The following is a 15701-nucleotide window of genomic DNA, read 5'->3' as shown; positions in this document are numbered from 1 at the left end:
GGGGCCATGGCCGAACTCGAACTCGAAAACGTCGGCAAGAGCTTCGGAGCCGTCGAAGTCATCCGCAACTTCAACCTCTCCGTCGAGGAGGGGGAGTTTGTCGTCTTCGTCGGCCCCTCCGGTTGCGGCAAGTCCACGCTGCTGCGGATGATCGCGGGGCTGGAAGACATCACGAGCGGCGAACTCCGTATCGGGGGCCGCAAGTGCAACAACGTGGAGCCGCGCGAGCGTGGCACCGCGATGGTGTTCCAGTCCTACGCGCTCTATCCGCATATGACGGTGGCCGGGAACATGGGGTTCGGCCTGAAGCTGAGCCGCACACCAAAGGCCGAAATCCGCGAGCGGGTGGAGCGTGTGGCGAAGGTCCTCCAGATGGAGCACCTGCTCGACCGCAAGCCGAGCGAACTCTCCGGCGGTCAGCGCCAGCGGGTCGCCATCGGCCGCGCCATCATCCGTCAGCCGCGCGTCTTCCTGTTTGACGAGCCGCTGTCCAACCTCGACGCGGCGCTGCGCGTCGACATGCGGATGGAGCTGTCGAAGCTGCACGCCGAGCTTGGCGCGACGATGATCTACGTCACGCACGATCAGGTCGAAGCGATGACGATGGCCGACAAGATCGTCGTCCTGAAGGACGGCGAGGTTCAGCAGGTCGGCTCGCCGCTGGAGCTCTACGGCAATCCCGCGAACCTGTTCGTTGCCGGCTTCATCGGCTCACCGAAGATGAACTTCTTCGATGCGACGGTGTCGTCGGGGCGCGACGGGCTCGACTCGCCGGACCTGAAGGCCGGCCCCGCGATTGAAGCGCAGCTTCCGCCTCCGGGAACGGAAATCACGGTGGGCATCCGACCGCAGGCGTTCGCGCTCGCCGAGCCGGGAACGGAGATGCTGACCGGCGAAGTCAGCCTCGTCGAACGGCTGGGCGACCAGACCATCACCGAGCTGCACACCCCAGGCGGCAAGCGCCTGATGACGGTGCTGCCGCCGGAGGCGCCGGTGGCGATGGGCGATCGTGTCGGGCTGACCTTCGATCCCTCGAAAGTCCTGCTGTTCGATGCGAACGGACGGCGGCTGGCCTAACGGGCCAGCCCGTCGACGAAGATGTTCAGAAGTCGCAGCACATGTTCCCGCCACTCCGGTCCCGGAGGGCGGGAATAGCAAAGCGCGAAGATCGTCTGGATGACGTCATCGGCGGTGATGTCGTGCCGGATGCGCCCGGCCTCGATGCCCCGTCGGATCAACTGCTCGGTCGCTTCTGAGACCCGCTTGAACGCATCGTCGTACGTGCGTTTGTTCTCTTCGGTCATCACGATCGACAAGGCGCCGAGCATCCCGCGCTTCGTCTCGACCATCGAGACGATCGCCGCCAGCCACTCGCGCAGCGCGGCGACGGGATCGTCGCGCGCCTCCAGCCCCTCGGTGAGGTCGGCCAGCTCCTCGAAACTGCGGCTGTAGACTGCATCGAACAGCGCTTCGCGGTCCGGGAAGTGGCGGTAGAGCGTCCCGATGCCGACATCGGCACGCCGCGCGACTTCCTCGAGACTCGCACCGGGACCACCCTTTCCGAGCACGTCCCGCGCCGCTTCGAGCAGACGCTCACGGTTGCGAAGCGCGTCGGAGCGGACTTTTCGACGGGGCGTATCTCCCAAATCTGAACCTCGCACTTGAAAACGGAGGCGGCCTCCGCATATTGTCGCCTGAGCGCACCGCGCTTGCAGCCTACCTAGTCGGTTCTCCGTCGAGGCGCGAGAGCCCCACCTTCCAGATGCATCATCAGGGGAGACCGAATGGCACTCTCAGTAAGCCTCACCATCAATGGAACGGCCCGAGACGTCACGCTCGAAGATCCGAGGGTCACGCTTCTCGACCTGCTACGCGAGCGGCTCGCGCTGCCGGGGACCAAGAAAGGCTGCGATCGCGGCCAGTGCGGGGCCTGCACGGTCCTGATCGACGGCCGCCGCACCAATTCCTGCCTGACGCTCGCCGCGACGCTCGACGGCGCGGAGGTCACCACGATCGAGGGCCTCGCCGATGGCGACCGGCTTCATCCGGTTCAGGCCGCCTTCATCGAAAACGACGGCTTCCAGTGCGGATACTGCACGCCCGGCCAGATCATGAGCGCTGTCGGGCTGATCGCCGAGGGCCGCGCCGGTGACGATCCCGAGCGGATCCGCGAGGGGATGAGCGGAAACATCTGCCGCTGCGCCGCCTACCACGGGATCACGCTTGCCGTGCAGGACGCGACCCGACGGGTCGAGGCGGAAGAGAAGGGAGACGCGGCATGAAGATTTTCGACTTCCTGCAACCGAAGACCACGGAAGAGGCCCTGTCCGCATGGACAGACGGTGCTGCGTGGCTCGGCGGGGGCACGAACCTCGTCGACCTGATGAAGACCGGTGCGATGGCACCGTCGACGGTCATCGACATCAGCCGGCTTCCGGGCCTCGACGCCGTCGAGCGGCTGGCGGACGGCGCGATCAGGATTGGTGCGCTTGCCCGCAATTCCGACGTCGCCGACGATCCGCTGATCCTCGCCCATGCGCCGATGGTGGCGGAGGCGCTGCTTTCGGGCGCCTCCGGCCAACTGCGGAACGCCGCCACCGTGGGTGGCAACCTGATGCAGAAGACCCGCTGCCCCTATTTCCAGACTCCCGAGTCCGACTGCAACCGTCGCACGCCCGGCTCCGGTTGTGCCGCACAAGGTGGGGCGGAAGAGAACCTCGCCATCCTCGGCTTCAGCGCCGGATGCATCGCGACGATGCCGTCCGACTTCGCCGTGCCGCTGGCGGCGCTCGGCGCGATCGTCGAAGTGCTCGGCCCCGATGGGGCACGCGACATCCCGCTTGTCGACTTCCACCTGCTGCCCGGTGACGATCCTTCGGTCACGACGGCGCTGTCGCCCGGCGAGCTCATTCTTGCCGTTCGACTGCCGGCGGACGTGTCCGACTTCGCGGCCAACGGGCGGTATCTGAAGGTGCGCGAACGGACGTCCTATGCCTTCGCAATCGCCTCTGCCGCTGCCGCGCTGAGGATGGACGGCGACCGGATCGGCAGGGCCCGGCTGGCGCTGGGTGCGGTCGCGGCGAAGCCGTGGCGCGTCGCCGAAGCGGAGGAGTTGCTGATCGGCCAGGTGCCGGACGCCGACCTGTTCGACCGCGCCGCCGCAGCCGCGCTGGCGGGGGCGGCGGCCTCCAACGACAACGCCTGGAAGATCGAGCTTGCCCGCCGCACGGCGGCGCGTGCGCTAAACATGGCGGCGGCCGGGACACCGGTACGGATGCCCGCCTTGCCCGCCTCGCCGTTCGGACCTTCAGCCGGAGTGACGCAGAATGCCTGACACCCTCTCCCCCCAGATCCGGTTCGGATCGAATTCCGGCCAGCCCGCGACCCGCCGTGACGGCGTGGCCAAGGTGACCGGGACCGCGACCTACGCTGCGGACAATCACCCCGACAACATGCTCTATGCCGTCTACGCTGCCGCGACCATCGCGCGGGGCCGGGTCGCTACGCTGGATACCGCCGCAGCCGAAGCCCATCCCGGCGTGGTCCGTGTCTTCACCCACGAGAACCGGCCGGAGCTTCAGGGCGATCCCGACGAGAAGCCGACCATGTTCTCGAACCGGATCGAAGTGCTGCAGAACGACATCGTGCGCTACGCCGGTCAGCCGATCGCCCTCGTCATCGCGGAGACGATCGAGGCCGCGACCGAGGGCGCTCGGCTGCTCGACCCGCGCTACGACCTGCAGCCGCCCCGCACGAAGATCGACGACAACGAGACGTTCGAGATCACGGGGCAAGCGTTCGGCCAGCCCGGCCCCACGATCTACGGTGACATCGAAGCGGGCCATGCCGCCGCCGACCTCGCCATCGACGTGACCTACGAGACGCCGGGCCAGTTTCACAATGCGATGGAAACTCATTCAGTCGTCGCGAAATGGACGGGTGACCGGCTGGAGCTCGATACACCGACGCAGGCGCTGACGATGTCCTGCGCGGCCTATGCCTACTTCTTCGGGATCCCGGCGGAGAACGTCACCATCCGCAGCCCGTACCTTGGTGGGGGCTTCGGGTCGAAGGCGTTCGCTGTCGGTCCGATCGTGCTCGGCATCCTCGCCGCGCGCGCGACGGGGCGTCCGGTGAAGCTGTCGCTGACCCGGCAGCAGATGTTCGGCCCGGTCGGGCATCGGGGCACCACGCGTCAAAGGCTCCGGCTGGGGACAGCGTCGGGCGGCGCACTGACCGTCATCGACCACCAGGGGATCGCCGCGACGTCGAGCTTCGACGACTTCCTGGAGGCTGCTCCGAACGCGACACAGGGGCTGTATGCCGCGCCCGCGCTCAGCTCGACCCACAGCGGGGTCCGGCTCGACATCGGCACGCCGGGTCCGATGCGCGCGCCGGGCGAAGCGTCGGGGTCGGCCGCGCTCGAGTGCGCAATGGACGAGATGGCAGAGGCAGCGGGGATGGACCCGCTCGACTTCCGGCTCGCCAACTACTCCGAGACGGAGCCGGGGACGGGCAAGCCGTTCTCCTCCAAGAAGCTGCGGGAGTGTTACGAGCAGGGGGCGGAGCGGTTCGGTTGGGCTTCCCGACCGAGAGAGCCGCGGCAAATGATGGACGAGAACGGGCTTCTTGTCGGCTGGGGCGTGGGGACCGCGCTGTTCGGCTGTCCGATGTTCCAGGCCGAGGCGCGCGCGACGCTGCGGTCCGACGGCACTGCTTTGGTGGAAACCTCCGCCGCCGACATGGGGCAGGGCGCCTGGACCGCGCTTGCCCAGATCGCGGCGGACAGTCTTGGCCTGCCGCTCGACAAGGTCGAGTTCCGGGCCGGCGACTCGGCACTGCCTGACGGGGGTGTCGCCGGCGGGTCCGGTCATACGGCGACGGCGGGCGGCGCCCTCCACGCCGCGGGTAGCGACGTGATCCGCCAGCTTGGAGAGCTCGCCGCCGCTGATCCGGATTCGCCGTTGCATGGTGCTGGAAACGCCAGCTTCGTCGCGCGGGACGGGCGCATCTTCCTCGACAACGATGAGTCGCGGGGCGAGACATTCGCCGAGATCTTCGCCCGCTCCGGCGGGGCGGAGATCGTCGGCAACGGCAACGCCGCCCGCAACCCGGAGGACGCGCAGCGCCACGCGATGAGCAGCCACGGCGCCGTCTTCGCCGAGGTAAAGGTGGACCCGGACCTCTGCCAGCTTCGCGTGACGCGGCTGGTCGGAGCCTTTGCCGCGGGCCGGATCATCAACCCGAGGTTGGCCGAGAGCCAGCTGATGGGTGGCATGATCTGGGGCACGTCCTTCGCGCTCCACGAGGAAGCGAAGTACGACACGCGGACCGGGCGGATCATGAACAGCGACCTCGCCGGCTACCAGGTTCCGGTGAACGCCGACGTGCACGGGCTGGAGGTGATCCACGTTCACGAGGACGATCCCTACGTCAACGTGCTCGGCATCAAGGGTGTGGGCGAGATCGGCATCACCGGCACCGTCGGGGCGATCGCGAACGCGATTTATCATGCGACCGGCAAGCGCATTCGCCGCTTCCCGATCCGCATCCAGGACCTGCTGGTCTGAGTGATCCCGTCGGGCGGAGGATCAGCCTCCGCCCGGCAGCGCGGTCCGGCGGTGGTTCCACGCCGATCCGGGCGGCATCGCGATGGTCATCCGGGACCACGCGCACTATCATCTCAACAGGTTACGCCGGAACAGGCGGTCGCGCCCTCGGGTCGACCGCGCCGATCTGAACGACGCCAGGGGAGGGGCGCTGCGATGACCGAACGAGGCGACATTCTCGTCATTGGCACGATGGACACGAAAGCGGCGGAGCTCACCTTCGTCCGCGACCGCATCGCCGCAGCGGGAGAGACGGTTCGCATTGTCGACGTCTCCACCTCGGCCAAGGGGGGAGGCGCGGACATCGGCGCCAGCGACATCGCCGCCTGCCACCCGAAAGGCGCCGACGCGGTCTTCACCGGCGAACGGGGGAGCGCAGTATCGGCTATGGCCGATGCGCTGAAGCACTGGATCGGCACGCAACATGTCGCGGGTGCGATCGGCCTCGGCGGGTCCGGTGGAACGGCCCTGATCGCACCGGCGCTGCGGTCCCTGCCGCTCGGGGTTCCGAAGCTGATCGTCTCGACCGTCGCGGCGGGAAATACCGCGCCCTACATCGACACGTCCGACTTGATCCTCGCGCCGTCCGTCACGGACATCGGCGGCCTCAACCGGGTCTCGCGCCCGATCCTTGCCAACGCTGCCGCCGCGATCGTCGGCATGGTCCGTGCCGAGCCCGTCGCGGCGGAGGCGGACCGCCCCGCCATCGGCTGCACCATGTTCGGCGTAACGACCGCCTGCGTGACCGCCGCGACCGAAGCGCTGTCGGACGACTTCGACTGCATCGTCTTCCATGCCACCGGGACCGGCGGCCGTTCGATGGAGGACCTCGCCGTGCAAGGTCGGCTCGACGGGATCCTCGACCTGACGACGACCGAGCTTTGCGACCGGCTGGCCGGTGGCATCATGCCCGCCGGTCCCGACCGGATCGACCGGCTGGCGTCGCTCGGCCTGCCATATGTCGGCTCTGTCGGGGCGCTCGACATGGTGAACTTCGGCGCGCCGGAAACTGTGCCGGAGCGCTATGCGGATCGCACCTTCTACCACCACAACCCACAGATTACCCTGATGCGCACTACGGTCGATGAAAGCGCGGCGCTCGGGCGCGAAATCGGGGAGAGCCTGAATCGCTTCGAAGGACCCGTCGAGTTCCTGCTGCCGGAGGGCGGCGTCTCGGCGCTCGACTCCGCCGGACAGCCTTTCGATGATCCCGAGGCGCGCGAGGCGCTCTTCGCGGCGATCGAGCAGACCGTAGAGACGACCGGGAGTCGCCGGGTCCGGCGGCTGCCCCACAATATCAACGACCCGGCCTTTGCCGATGCGGCGGCCGATGCGCTCCGCAAGATGATGGAAGAGAAGACGACATGACCCGATACGACCGGCAGACCCTGCTGAAACGCTTCCGCGACAAGATCGACAGTGGACTGCCCCTGATCGGCGGCGGCGCCGGGACCGGTCTGTCGGCGAAGTGCGAGGAAGACGGAGGGATTGACCTTATCGTCATCTACAACTCCGGACGGTTCCGCATGGCGGGACGCGGATCGCTGGCCGGTGTGCTGGCCTACGGCAACGCCAACGACATCGTCATGGAGATGGCGCGCGAAGTGCTGCCGGTGGTGCGTCACACGCCGGTGCTGGCCGGAGTCAACGGGACAGACCCGTTCTGCAACTTTGACACGTTCCTTGATCGCGTGCAGGCCGAGGGCTTCGCCGGTGTCCAGAATTTCCCGACGGTCGGGCTGATCGATGGCGTTTTCCGCCAGAACCTCGAAGAGACCGGCATGGGCTACGATCTCGAGGTCGAGATGATCGCGCTCGCCCATTCGAAGGACATGCTGACGACGCCCTATGTCTTCGACGTCGATCAGGCGCGCGCGATGACGGAGGCCGGCGCGGACATCGTGGTGGCCCACATGGGCCTGACCACGGGCGGCGCCATCGGGGCCGAGACCGCCATGACGCTGGACGACGCCAGCAGCCTTGTTGGCGACATCGCCCGCGCGGCCCGGTCCGTGCGCAGCGACGTGATGGTGCTGTGCCACGGCGGGCCGATCGCGATGCCGGACGACGCGGCGCACGTGCTGGCGAACGTTCCCGAATGTGACGGCTTCTACGGGGCGAGCAGCATGGAGCGGCTGCCGACCGAGATCGCCATCACTGACCAGATCCGCGCCTTCGGCGCCATACGCCGCCCGGCGAACTGAGGAGGAGCCAACATGGCCCACGTCTATGTGAGCGACGTCATCGATGCCCCGGCCGAAAAGGTCTGGGCCTTCACCCGCGACTACAACGGGCACGGCGACTGGCATCCGATCATCGAGAAGAGCGAGATCGAAGAGGGCAGGCCGTCCGACCAGGTCGGCTGCGTCCGGGCTTTCACCGTGTCCGACGGCGGCTTCCTGCGGGAGCGGCTGATCGCCTTTTCGGACACGGACCGGACCTTCACCTACACGATCCTCGAAAGCCCGATGCCGATCGAGAATTACGTCGCCACGTGGCGCGTGACGCCGATCACCGAAGGCGACCGTAGCTTTGTGGAATGGTGGGCCGATTTCGACGTGTCGCCCGAGGACGAGGCCGACATCCGTGAACGCGTAGGTCGCAACACCTTTGCGGCCGGGATCCGCGCCATCGCCGACCGGGTCGGTTGAGCGGAGCGACCTGGATCAGGGTTCGGGCCGGTGCCTGTCGTGACACCGGCCCGAACGCGTCAGGCAGACGGCTTTACGAGAAGCTTCCGACGTAGTCCTGCACTTCGATAGCGCTATTGGTGCGAACGCTCTCGATCGAGGCGAAGATCAGGGCGCTGGCCTGCACGTTCTTCTCGACGATCGTTTCCATCTCCGGCCCGCCGTCGAGCCAGTTGCAGAACTTCTCGATCAGCCAGGTGTTCAGCCATTTCGGCTGCTGAAGCAGGGGCAGCTTCTGGCCCATGCCTTCGCGGTAGCGCTGGTGGAAGATGTCCTGTCGGGTAAAGACCTCGATCTCGCGGTTGTTCAGGATCGCCGTGCCGTTCTCGCACTCGACCCGGACGTATTCCATCGTCCAGTCGTTCAGGCCGGTGGCAGAGCTTGATGAGCCTTCGTAGACGCCGCGCACGCCGTTCTCGAACACCATCGTGACGATCCCGTCGGTGTCCCCGGCATATTCGGCCCAGTCGGGCTTCCACGTGGTGGCGAACAGCGTCTTGCACTTCGCGCCTGCGAAGTCCGCGACCAGATCGAGGTGGTGTACCGCGCCCTCGATCAACAGCGGGTCCTGCATCGTGTGCCGGAACAGGGCGCCCCATTCCATGTGCCCGCGCATGTCCGAGAAGTAGCGGCAGCTCACCTGGCTGACCTTGCCGAGCTTGCCGGACCGGATGACCTGCCGCAGCGTCGTCTTGTCCTGATCGAAACGGTGGCTCATCGTGACGGCCATCTTGCGCCCCGCCTCGCGCACCTTGCGTGCGATGCGCACCGAGGCTTCCATCGTGGCGGCGATCGGCTTTTCACACAGGATGTCGACGCCGTGCGCGATGGCGACGTCGACCACCGCCTCGTGGAATTCCGGCGGCACGACGATGGTGCAGAAGTCCGCCTCGTGCGTGGCGAAGGCTTCCTCGATCGAGGTGTGGCAGGCGCTGTCGGGCAGGCCGAGCGTCTTCTGGCCAAGCGCGACTGCCTCCGCGTCGACATCTGCGATGGCGACGACTTCGATCGTGCCGTCCGCGATGTTGCGGGTCAGGAACTCGCTGCACCAGCGGCGGCCAAAGCTGCCCACGCCCACGTGAATGACTCGCTTGGTCATCAATCTCTCCCCTCGGCCGGCTCGGCGGCCCCGTGCGTATGTTCCCAGAGATGCCCGATGCGCTGCTGCCGCTCGAGGCTGGTCTCGAAATAGACTGCGGTGACCGGCTCCGGCGCCCGCGACATGTCGTGGTGATGGCCCATGCCGATGCAAAGGCAATCGCCGGGCCCCATTTCGGCGGCTTCGCCGTCGACGACGACGGTTCCGCGCCCCTCGACCACGATCCAGTATTCGTCGCAGTCGTGGTAATGGCTGTCGATGTTCGTGGTCTTCTCGTAGTCGACCGGGTCGCCCTTGTCGGAGGGCGAGTCGGTATCGGCCGCCCGAAACACGCCGCAGCCCCCCAACGGTCCGCTCCACGTCCCCGAAAGCCGGACGGCGCAGGCGCCGTCGGTCAGCGCGGCGATCTCGATGTCATCCAGGTCGGGCGGGAGGTCGAGAAACTGGCCCGGTGACAGGACCGTCCCTTCCGTCCCGAAGCGGACGTTTATTCCACCCGTCACCGCGACGATCCGCTCGCGCGCCGCCTTTGGCTGCAGCCGTGTGCCGGCACTGTCGGGGTGCAGAATTTCGAAGGCGCTCAACTGGCACCAGTCCGGGAACGCCCCGGTTTCACGCAGGATGCGCGGCATGTCTCCTCCCTCTTTCCGTTGAGCGACATTTGCACAGGAGCGGGAGGGAAGGACAGAGCCAAGGCAAAGGTTTTCTTTGGGGTGTTTCAAAATTTCCTGGCGGTCGATGGGCGCGCGGTAAACTGCGGTTCGCCGTCACACTTCAGCGCGCCCATCGACCTTGCAGGGTCAACCGATCGCCAATCTTGAGATCCGTTCCCCGTCCAGTGTGAAGCGGAACGTGAGCACGGCCGGACTACCCGGGAAATTGCCGGTGACCCTGGCGCGGACGATCGTGGTGCCTGCGTCCTCAGCCATCTCTAGCGGCTCGGCGGTATGGTCGTACTTCTGCTTCGCGGCTTCCCACCAGGGTGCGATCTGTCCGGGGCTATGCAATGTTTGCCCCTCGTCCTGAACGACGGCGTCAGGAGCGAAGGCCGCCGCAAGTTTCGATGAATCGCCCGGAGGTCGGGCCGCGAAGTAGGTTTGAATCGGGGCTGGCAGGTTCATTCATGTCATCCTCTTGTTGACTGCCCAACAGATAGAAATCGACATGTGTCCTGATAATCGGGATAAAATGGCATCTGACGATGACAAAAACAGGACAATGACAAATACCGGGCTCAGAAGTCTCAAGGCGGTTCTGGCCGTCGCGCGGCACGGTTCGTTCCGGGTCGCCGCGCGGGAGCTCGAGATGTCGACTTCGGCGCTGTCACACGCTGTCGGACGACTCGAGAGTGACCTTGGCGTTCGGCTGTTCAACCGAACCACTCGTAGCGTGTCCCTGACCGACGCGGGCCGCGAGTTTGTCGAGGCGATCACTCCCGCGCTTTCGGAGATCGGCGCCGCGCTGGAGTCCGCGCGCTCTCAACGCGAAACACCGGCGGGTGTGCTGCGCATCAATGCCTCCGTTCAGGGAGGGCGTGCGCTTGCGCCGTTGGTGGTCGAATTCCTCGGCCGGTATCCCGAAATGCAGGTCGATGTCGTCACCGAAGGGCGGCTGGTGGATATCGTGGCCGAGGGCTTCGATCTTGGCCTTCGATCCGCCGACCTCGTGCCCCGGGACATGATCGCCCTGCCAATCGGCGTGCCGCAGCGACATGCGGTTGTGGCCTCTCCCGAATGGCTGACACACAACGCGACCCCGAGGAGCCCGGCGGACCTGCCCGTGGACGCGTGCATCCGGGTACGCCTGCCTGACGGTGCCCTGTACCGATGGCAGTTCGAGAAAAACGGCGACGTCGTCCTGATCGACGCCAGGGGCCGCCTGACCATCGACGAGCCTGCTATCGCCCGATCCGCAGTACTGGCAGGGACCGGGATCGGGTATTTCATCGAACAGGATGTTGCCGCGGACCTCGCCGAGGGCCGGCTGATCCGCCTCCTTGAGGACTGGACGCCGCAGCGGCCCGGGTTCAGCCTCTATTATCCCGGACGTCGCAATCCGTCGGCCGGGTTCTCGGCGTTCCTGGACCTGGTCCGTCGCGGCAATCGTTGAGTCCCGAGCCGGGTAGGTCGCCCAGGCCTGCCGGGCGACCAATAGTGCACCGTAGAGCCTAGACTGCCGTAAGTTCCCGCACGAACTCGCTGGCCGGCTTCGCGCGGATGTCCGCAGGCGGTCCGACTTGTTCGATCCGGCCCATCGCGGCAATGGCGAATGGTGCTTAAGTTTCGGAAGTCGTGCTGCAAACGTGCCGACTGCCCCTCCGCCAAAGCAAAATCGCCATGACACGCCCGTGGTCTTTGACTTGGCACCAGCCGATGGCGCAGGCTTTCCCAAGATCAACGAAAAAGGGGTCCACCGATGTCTGACCGGATGCGCAGTTACCGTGGCCCCGCCAAGGCGCTGCACTGGATCGTCGCGCTTCTGGTTGTGTCGACGATCCCGGCTGGCCTTGTCATGGTGCAGGACGGGATCGGCCGGGGCCTTCAGGACGCACTGTTCATCTACCACAAGCACGTCGGCGTCCTGATCCTGATCCTCGTGCTGGTCCGGCTGGCCTATCGCCTCGCCAACCCGCCACCGCCACTGCCAGACAGCGTCCCGCCGCTGCAGCAGCGTGTCGCGGTCGCGACGCACTGGCTCCTCTATGCCGCGCTGCTGGTGATGGCGCTGTCGGGCTATGTCCGGGTGGTCGCGGGCGATTTCCCGATCGAGTTTCTGGACCGTCTCGGCGTCCCGCCCCTCGTCCCCGCTAACGAAGCGCTGGCGGAGACGGCCAAGTCGATCCACGCCATCACGCGTTTCGCGCTGATCCCCTTGGTCCTGATGCACATCGGCGCAGCGCTGTTTCATGCGGTCGTGCTGAAGGATGGCGTCTTCGCCAGCATGTGGCCCGGCCGGGGTGCATCCTCGTGACACGCGCCGGGGGGGCTGCTTCGGAATGCCAAGAGAACGCTAATCCGAGGTTCAAGAACCTCGAACTTTCGTTTCAGAAACTACCGAATGCCTGGATTTATTGGTCGGAGTGAGAGGATTCGAACCTCCGACCCCTGCCTCCCGAAGACAGTGCTCTACCAGGCTGAGCTACACTCCGACCGTGGCGGGTGCACTAGCCCCACCACGGCCGGTTTGCAAGGATCATTTTGCCTGCTGGCGGGATCGCTCGAGCCGGACCCATGCGCCGACACGGAAGAGCGCGAGCGACGGTCGGCTGCGCGATCTGAGGACCGGGGTATTTTCCGACGCCCGGCTCTCGCGGAATACGATGTAGAGGCCGCTGGCGATGATGATCGCGGCGCCGAGGGCCGTGTAGAAGTCGATGGTCTCGCTGAAGAAGATGTAGCCGTAGAAGGTGGCCCAGATGATCTGGGAATATTGCATCGGGGCAACCACAGTGGCCTCTCCGGTGCTGTAGGCCATGACCACGAGAACGCTCGCGATGAAGCCCATCGTGGACATCAGCGCCACCAGACCGAAGTGCGCGCCCGCCATCGGCTCGTAGAAGAAGGCGAGGCCGGCTCCCATGAACAGGAAGTTCCCCATCAAGGGATAGATCGCCATCACGACGGTCCGTTCCTGCGTGCCGATCTTGCGGGCGATGATCGAGGCGACCGCGTTGCCGGTGGCCGCGCCAAGCGCAGCGAGGTGCCCGAGGCCGAGCTCGGCAGAGCCGGGGCGCAGAACGACCGCGACACCGATCAGGCCGACGATGACGGCCGCCCAGCGGCGCATGCGGACCTTTTCGCCCAGAATCGGGATCGACAGGACCGTGATAAGCAGGGGCGAGGCGAAGATGATCGCGTAGGTCTGCGCCAGCGGCAGTGCCGAGAAGGCATAGAACCCGCAGAGCCCGGTAAAGACCGTCGCGACGACGCGCGCAGCGATCCACCAGGGGTTCGCCGGCTTCAGCGTCCCCGGCGTCGGGTCGCGCATCAGCATCATCGTGGCGAGCGGGAAGCCAAGCAACGTCGAGAAGAACACGAGCTGCACCGGCGCGTAGTACGCGCCGAGCGTCTTCACGATCACGTCGCTGGTCGAAAAAATACCGAAGGCGATCAGCGCAAGCAGGGCGCCGCGGACATTGGGGGACATGTAAGACCTTTCAGGCGGCCGACGGGGCGGCTTCGCCCCTTTGATCGGTCAGCTTGGCAGGAACGTCAAATACTGTCCTCGAGCGCGGCGACGATTGCATCCCCCATCTCGGAGGTGCTGACCGGGTCGCGCCCTTCTTCGCCCAGCAGATCGGCGGTTCGCAGCCCGTCGGCGAGCACTTTCTCGACGGCGGCTTCCAGCTGATCGGCCTGCGTGCCGAGGTCGAAGCTGTAGCGCAGCGCCATCGCGAAGGAGAGGATGCAGGCGATCGGGTTCGCCTTGCCCTGGCCCGCGATGTCGGGTGCGGAGCCGTGCACTGGCTCATACATCGCCTTGGGGCGACCGTTGGCCATCGGCAGGCCGAGCGAAGCGGAGGGCAGCATCCCGAGAGAGCCGGTCAGCATCGCGGCGAGGTCGGACAAGAGGTCGCCGAACAGGTTGTCGGTGACGATCACGTCGAACTGCTTCGGCCAGCGGGTCAGCTGCATGGCGCCGGCGTCGGCATACATGTGCGTCAGCTCGACCTCGGGATAATCCTTGCCGACTTCGGTCACGACGTCGCGCCACAGGATGCCCGACTCCATGACGTTGGCCTTTTCCATCGAACAGAGCTTCTTGCCCCGCTTCATGGCCAGGTCGAACGCCGACCGCGCGACGCGGTCGATCTCGGACTCGGTGTAGCGCTGGGTGTTGATGCCCACGCGCTCGTTGTTCTCGGTGATGATGCCGCGCGGCTCGCCGAAATAGACACCGGAGGTCAGCTCGCGCACGATCATGATGTCGAGCCCGGCAACAACGTCCTTCTTCAGCGAGGAAAAGTCGGCCAGCGCGTCGAAACATTGTGCCGGACGGAGGTTCGCGAACAGGTCCATCTCCTTGCGGAGGCGCAGCAGGCCCCGCTCCGGCTTCACCGAGAAGTCGAGCGTGTCGTACTTGGGACCTCCGACGGCGCCGAGCAGCACGGCATCGACCTGTTGGGCCTTCTCCATCGTCTCGTCCGACAGCGGGGCGCCATGAGCGTCATAGGCGGCCCCGCCGACGAGGTCCTCGCTCACGTCGAAGGGGAAGCCTTGCGTGCCGTACCAGTCGATGACCTTGCGCACCTCGGTCATGACTTCGGGGCCGATGCCGTCGCCGGGGAGAATGAGCAGGGAAGGGTTCGCCATGGGTCCGGTCCTGTGTCTGATCGCGTCGGCGTTGCGGTAGCCCGACCCCGGGGCAGGTTCAAGGGCAGAGCGGGTCCCGGGCGTCAGCGAACGACGGCCGCGAGGCCCTCCGCCAGCGCGTCCCACGTGCGCCGGATCCGGGGCGTGCCGCGCATCGCCTCGTGCGCGGTGAGCCAGATCGGCAGGGTCGGCAGCGGGAAGTCGAGCTTGACCTCGACGACCTCCGGGTCGGCCCGTCCGACCTTCGCCTGCTGGAAGCCGATGCCGCAGCCGCCCCGCGTCATCGCCCAGTTGGCGAGGTTGTCGTCGACCCGCGTGGCGAAAAAGTCCCGATCGACCTTGAGACCGGCCGCGATGAAGCCTTCGATGATCTGTGGATTACGGTCGAACCCGACGAAGTCGTGGTCGAGCATGTCGCGCTGGGACTCGGGCAGGCCGCGCCGCGCGACGTAGCTCTTGGCGGCGAAGGCCGACAGCTCCACATCGCCGATGTGCCGGGTGACGAGGTCCAGCTGCGTCGGCCGGAACATCCGGACGGCGATGTCTGCCTCTCGAAACAGCAGGTTGGAGGGCGCGTCCGACGGCACGAGATCGATCGAGATGTCGGGCTCTGCAACCCGGAACCGCGCGAGGATCGGGCCGAGGTGATAGTAGCTGATCGCGTGCGAGGCCGTGATCCGAACCGGCCCGGCGAGACGGGCCTCCCGACCGGCGGCACTCAGGGCGATCTCGCGAGAGGCGTCTCCCATCCTGCGCGCCGGACCGATAAGCGCGGCGCCGGCTTCCGTCAGGACGAGCCCGCGTGATTGCCGATGAAACAACTCCGAGCCGACCTGATCCTCGAGCGTCCTGATCTGGCGACCGACGGTCGGCTGACTGGACCCTAGCCGACGTGCCGCTTCCGACAGGCTGCCCGCCTCGCCCACGGCAAGGAAGGTGCGCAACAAGGTCCAATCGAGATCGCCGGGCAGTGCCATTCAATAATGAATAG

Annotated in this window: 16 protein-coding genes and 1 tRNA gene; 9 read left to right on the top strand and 8 right to left on the bottom strand. The window is 66.4% G+C overall.

Annotation, left to right across the window (positions count from 1 at the left end):
• Positions 1–6: 6 nt before the first annotated feature.
• Positions 7–1077 carry an ABC transporter ATP-binding protein gene (locus I8N54_RS18330; RefSeq protein WP_140195228.1) on the top strand — a complete coding sequence of 357 codons (1071 nt, stop codon included), beginning with the start codon at positions 7–9 and terminating at the stop codon, positions 1075–1077.
• Here the strand turns inward: I8N54_RS18330 and I8N54_RS18325 are convergent.
• The gene (locus tag I8N54_RS18325; protein ID WP_140195230.1) at positions 1074–1646 is read right to left on the bottom strand and encodes a TetR/AcrR family transcriptional regulator; all 573 of its coding nucleotides are present in this window, start codon (positions 1644–1646) and stop codon (positions 1074–1076) included. The genes I8N54_RS18330 and I8N54_RS18325 overlap by 4 nt on opposite strands.
• A gap of 138 nt (positions 1647–1784) precedes the next feature.
• On the opposite strand from I8N54_RS18325, the gene I8N54_RS18320 reads away from it, so the two are divergent.
• The 6 genes from I8N54_RS18320 to I8N54_RS18295 all read left to right on the top strand — a co-directional run bounded on the left by I8N54_RS18320 (position 1785) and on the right by I8N54_RS18295 (position 8260).
• On the top strand, positions 1785–2282 hold the full coding sequence (locus I8N54_RS18320; RefSeq protein WP_140195232.1) for a (2Fe-2S)-binding protein: 498 nt from the start codon (positions 1785–1787) through the stop codon (positions 2280–2282).
• Positions 2279–3334 (top strand): FAD binding domain-containing protein, encoded by a 1056-nt coding sequence (locus tag I8N54_RS18315; RefSeq protein WP_140195234.1) that lies wholly within the window; start codon positions 2279–2281, stop codon positions 3332–3334. Before I8N54_RS18320 ends, I8N54_RS18315 begins: the two co-directional genes overlap by 4 nt.
• The gene (locus I8N54_RS18310) at positions 3327–5570 is read left to right on the top strand and encodes a xanthine dehydrogenase family protein molybdopterin-binding subunit (protein WP_140195236.1); all 2244 of its coding nucleotides are present in this window, start codon (positions 3327–3329) and stop codon (positions 5568–5570) included. The genes I8N54_RS18315 and I8N54_RS18310 overlap by 8 nt, the downstream gene beginning before the upstream one ends.
• A 195-nt stretch (positions 5571–5765) precedes the next feature.
• Positions 5766–6977, top strand: coding sequence for a Tm-1-like ATP-binding domain-containing protein (locus tag I8N54_RS18305; RefSeq protein ID WP_140195238.1), 1212 nt, complete (start codon positions 5766–5768; stop codon positions 6975–6977).
• A complete protein-coding gene (locus I8N54_RS18300; protein WP_140195240.1) occupies positions 6974–7813 on the top strand; it encodes a phosphoenolpyruvate hydrolase family protein in 840 nt (279 codons plus the stop codon). Before I8N54_RS18305 ends, I8N54_RS18300 begins: the two co-directional genes overlap by 4 nt.
• 12 nt (positions 7814–7825) lie before the next feature.
• Positions 7826–8260: an SRPBCC family protein gene (locus I8N54_RS18295; RefSeq protein WP_140195241.1), complete on the top strand. Its 435-nt coding sequence runs from the start codon at positions 7826–7828 to the stop codon at positions 8258–8260.
• 73 nt (positions 8261–8333) lie between these two features.
• On the opposite strand, the gene I8N54_RS18290 is transcribed toward I8N54_RS18295, so the two are convergent.
• The 3 genes from I8N54_RS18290 to I8N54_RS18280 form a co-directional block, all read right to left on the bottom strand.
• Entirely contained in the window at positions 8334–9398 is a 1065-nt protein-coding gene (locus tag I8N54_RS18290; protein WP_140195243.1) for a Gfo/Idh/MocA family protein, read from the bottom strand.
• A complete protein-coding gene (locus tag I8N54_RS18285; protein WP_140195245.1) occupies positions 9398–10030 on the bottom strand; it encodes a cupin domain-containing protein in 633 nt (210 codons plus the stop codon). The genes I8N54_RS18290 and I8N54_RS18285 overlap by 1 nt, the downstream gene beginning before the upstream one ends.
• 168 nt (positions 10031–10198) lie before the next feature.
• On the bottom strand, positions 10199–10519 hold the full coding sequence (locus I8N54_RS18280; RefSeq protein WP_140195247.1) for a nuclear transport factor 2 family protein: 321 nt from the start codon (positions 10517–10519) through the stop codon (positions 10199–10201).
• 97 nt (positions 10520–10616) lie between these two features.
• Here I8N54_RS18280 and I8N54_RS18275 point away from each other — a divergent pair, with 97 nt between their 5' ends.
• Complete coding sequence (locus I8N54_RS18275; protein ID WP_140195740.1) at positions 10617–11507, top strand: LysR substrate-binding domain-containing protein; 891 nt, start codon at positions 10617–10619, stop codon at positions 11505–11507.
• A 306-nt stretch (positions 11508–11813) separates the two neighbouring features.
• On the top strand, positions 11814–12368 hold the full coding sequence (locus I8N54_RS18270) for a cytochrome b (protein ID WP_140195249.1): 555 nt from the start codon (positions 11814–11816) through the stop codon (positions 12366–12368).
• A 101-nt stretch (positions 12369–12469) separates the two neighbouring features.
• Here I8N54_RS18270 and I8N54_RS18265 read toward each other — a convergent pair.
• The 4 genes from I8N54_RS18265 to I8N54_RS18250 form a co-directional block, all read right to left on the bottom strand.
• Positions 12470–12546 (bottom strand) — tRNA-Pro (locus tag I8N54_RS18265).
• A gap of 44 nt (positions 12547–12590) precedes the next feature.
• A complete protein-coding gene (locus tag I8N54_RS18260; protein ID WP_140195251.1) occupies positions 12591–13544 on the bottom strand; it encodes a DMT family transporter in 954 nt (317 codons plus the stop codon).
• Positions 13545–13609: 65 nt separating this feature from the next.
• Positions 13610–14710 (bottom strand): 3-isopropylmalate dehydrogenase, encoded by a 1101-nt coding sequence (leuB, locus tag I8N54_RS18255; RefSeq protein WP_140195253.1) that lies wholly within the window; start codon positions 14708–14710, stop codon positions 13610–13612.
• 83 nt (positions 14711–14793) lie between these two features.
• Positions 14794–15687, bottom strand: a complete 894-nt coding sequence (locus I8N54_RS18250; protein WP_140195255.1) for a LysR family transcriptional regulator — start codon at positions 15685–15687, stop codon at positions 14794–14796.
• Between the last annotated feature and the right edge of the window lie 14 nt (positions 15688–15701).

The organism is Pelagovum pacificum, from assembly GCF_016134045.1.
GTDB lineage: Bacteria > Pseudomonadota > Alphaproteobacteria > Rhodobacterales > Rhodobacteraceae > Oceanicola > Oceanicola pacificus_A.
The sequence above is the reverse complement of the archived record's forward strand: the minus strand, read 5'-3'. Positions and strand labels throughout refer to the sequence as shown.

Coding starts and splice junctions, on each gene's coding strand:
- I8N54_RS18330 (WP_140195228.1), top strand. CDS start 7: ATGGCCGAACTCGAACTCGAAAACGTCGGCAAGAGCTTCGGAGCCGTC.
- I8N54_RS18320 (WP_140195232.1), top strand. CDS start 1,785: ATGGCACTCTCAGTAAGCCTCACCATCAATGGAACGGCCCGAGACGTC.
- I8N54_RS18315 (WP_140195234.1), top strand. CDS start 2,279: ATGAAGATTTTCGACTTCCTGCAACCGAAGACCACGGAAGAGGCCCTG.
- I8N54_RS18310 (WP_140195236.1), top strand. CDS start 3,327: ATGCCTGACACCCTCTCCCCCCAGATCCGGTTCGGATCGAATTCCGGC.
- I8N54_RS18305 (WP_140195238.1), top strand. CDS start 5,766: ATGACCGAACGAGGCGACATTCTCGTCATTGGCACGATGGACACGAAA.
- I8N54_RS18300 (WP_140195240.1), top strand. CDS start 6,974: ATGACCCGATACGACCGGCAGACCCTGCTGAAACGCTTCCGCGACAAG.
- I8N54_RS18295 (WP_140195241.1), top strand. CDS start 7,826: ATGGCCCACGTCTATGTGAGCGACGTCATCGATGCCCCGGCCGAAAAG.
- I8N54_RS18290 (WP_140195243.1), bottom strand. CDS start 9,398: ATGACCAAGCGAGTCATTCACGTGGGCGTGGGCAGCTTTGGCCGCCGC.
- I8N54_RS18285 (WP_140195245.1), bottom strand. CDS start 10,030: ATGCCGCGCATCCTGCGTGAAACCGGGGCGTTCCCGGACTGGTGCCAG.
- I8N54_RS18280 (WP_140195247.1), bottom strand. CDS start 10,519: ATGAACCTGCCAGCCCCGATTCAAACCTACTTCGCGGCCCGACCTCCG.
- I8N54_RS18275 (WP_140195740.1), top strand. CDS start 10,617: ATGACAAATACCGGGCTCAGAAGTCTCAAGGCGGTTCTGGCCGTCGCG.
- I8N54_RS18270 (WP_140195249.1), top strand. CDS start 11,814: ATGTCTGACCGGATGCGCAGTTACCGTGGCCCCGCCAAGGCGCTGCAC.
- I8N54_RS18260 (WP_140195251.1), bottom strand. CDS start 13,544: ATGTCCCCCAATGTCCGCGGCGCCCTGCTTGCGCTGATCGCCTTCGGT.
- leuB (WP_140195253.1), bottom strand. CDS start 14,710: ATGGCGAACCCTTCCCTGCTCATTCTCCCCGGCGACGGCATCGGCCCC.
- I8N54_RS18250 (WP_140195255.1), bottom strand. CDS start 15,687: ATGGCACTGCCCGGCGATCTCGATTGGACCTTGTTGCGCACCTTCCTT.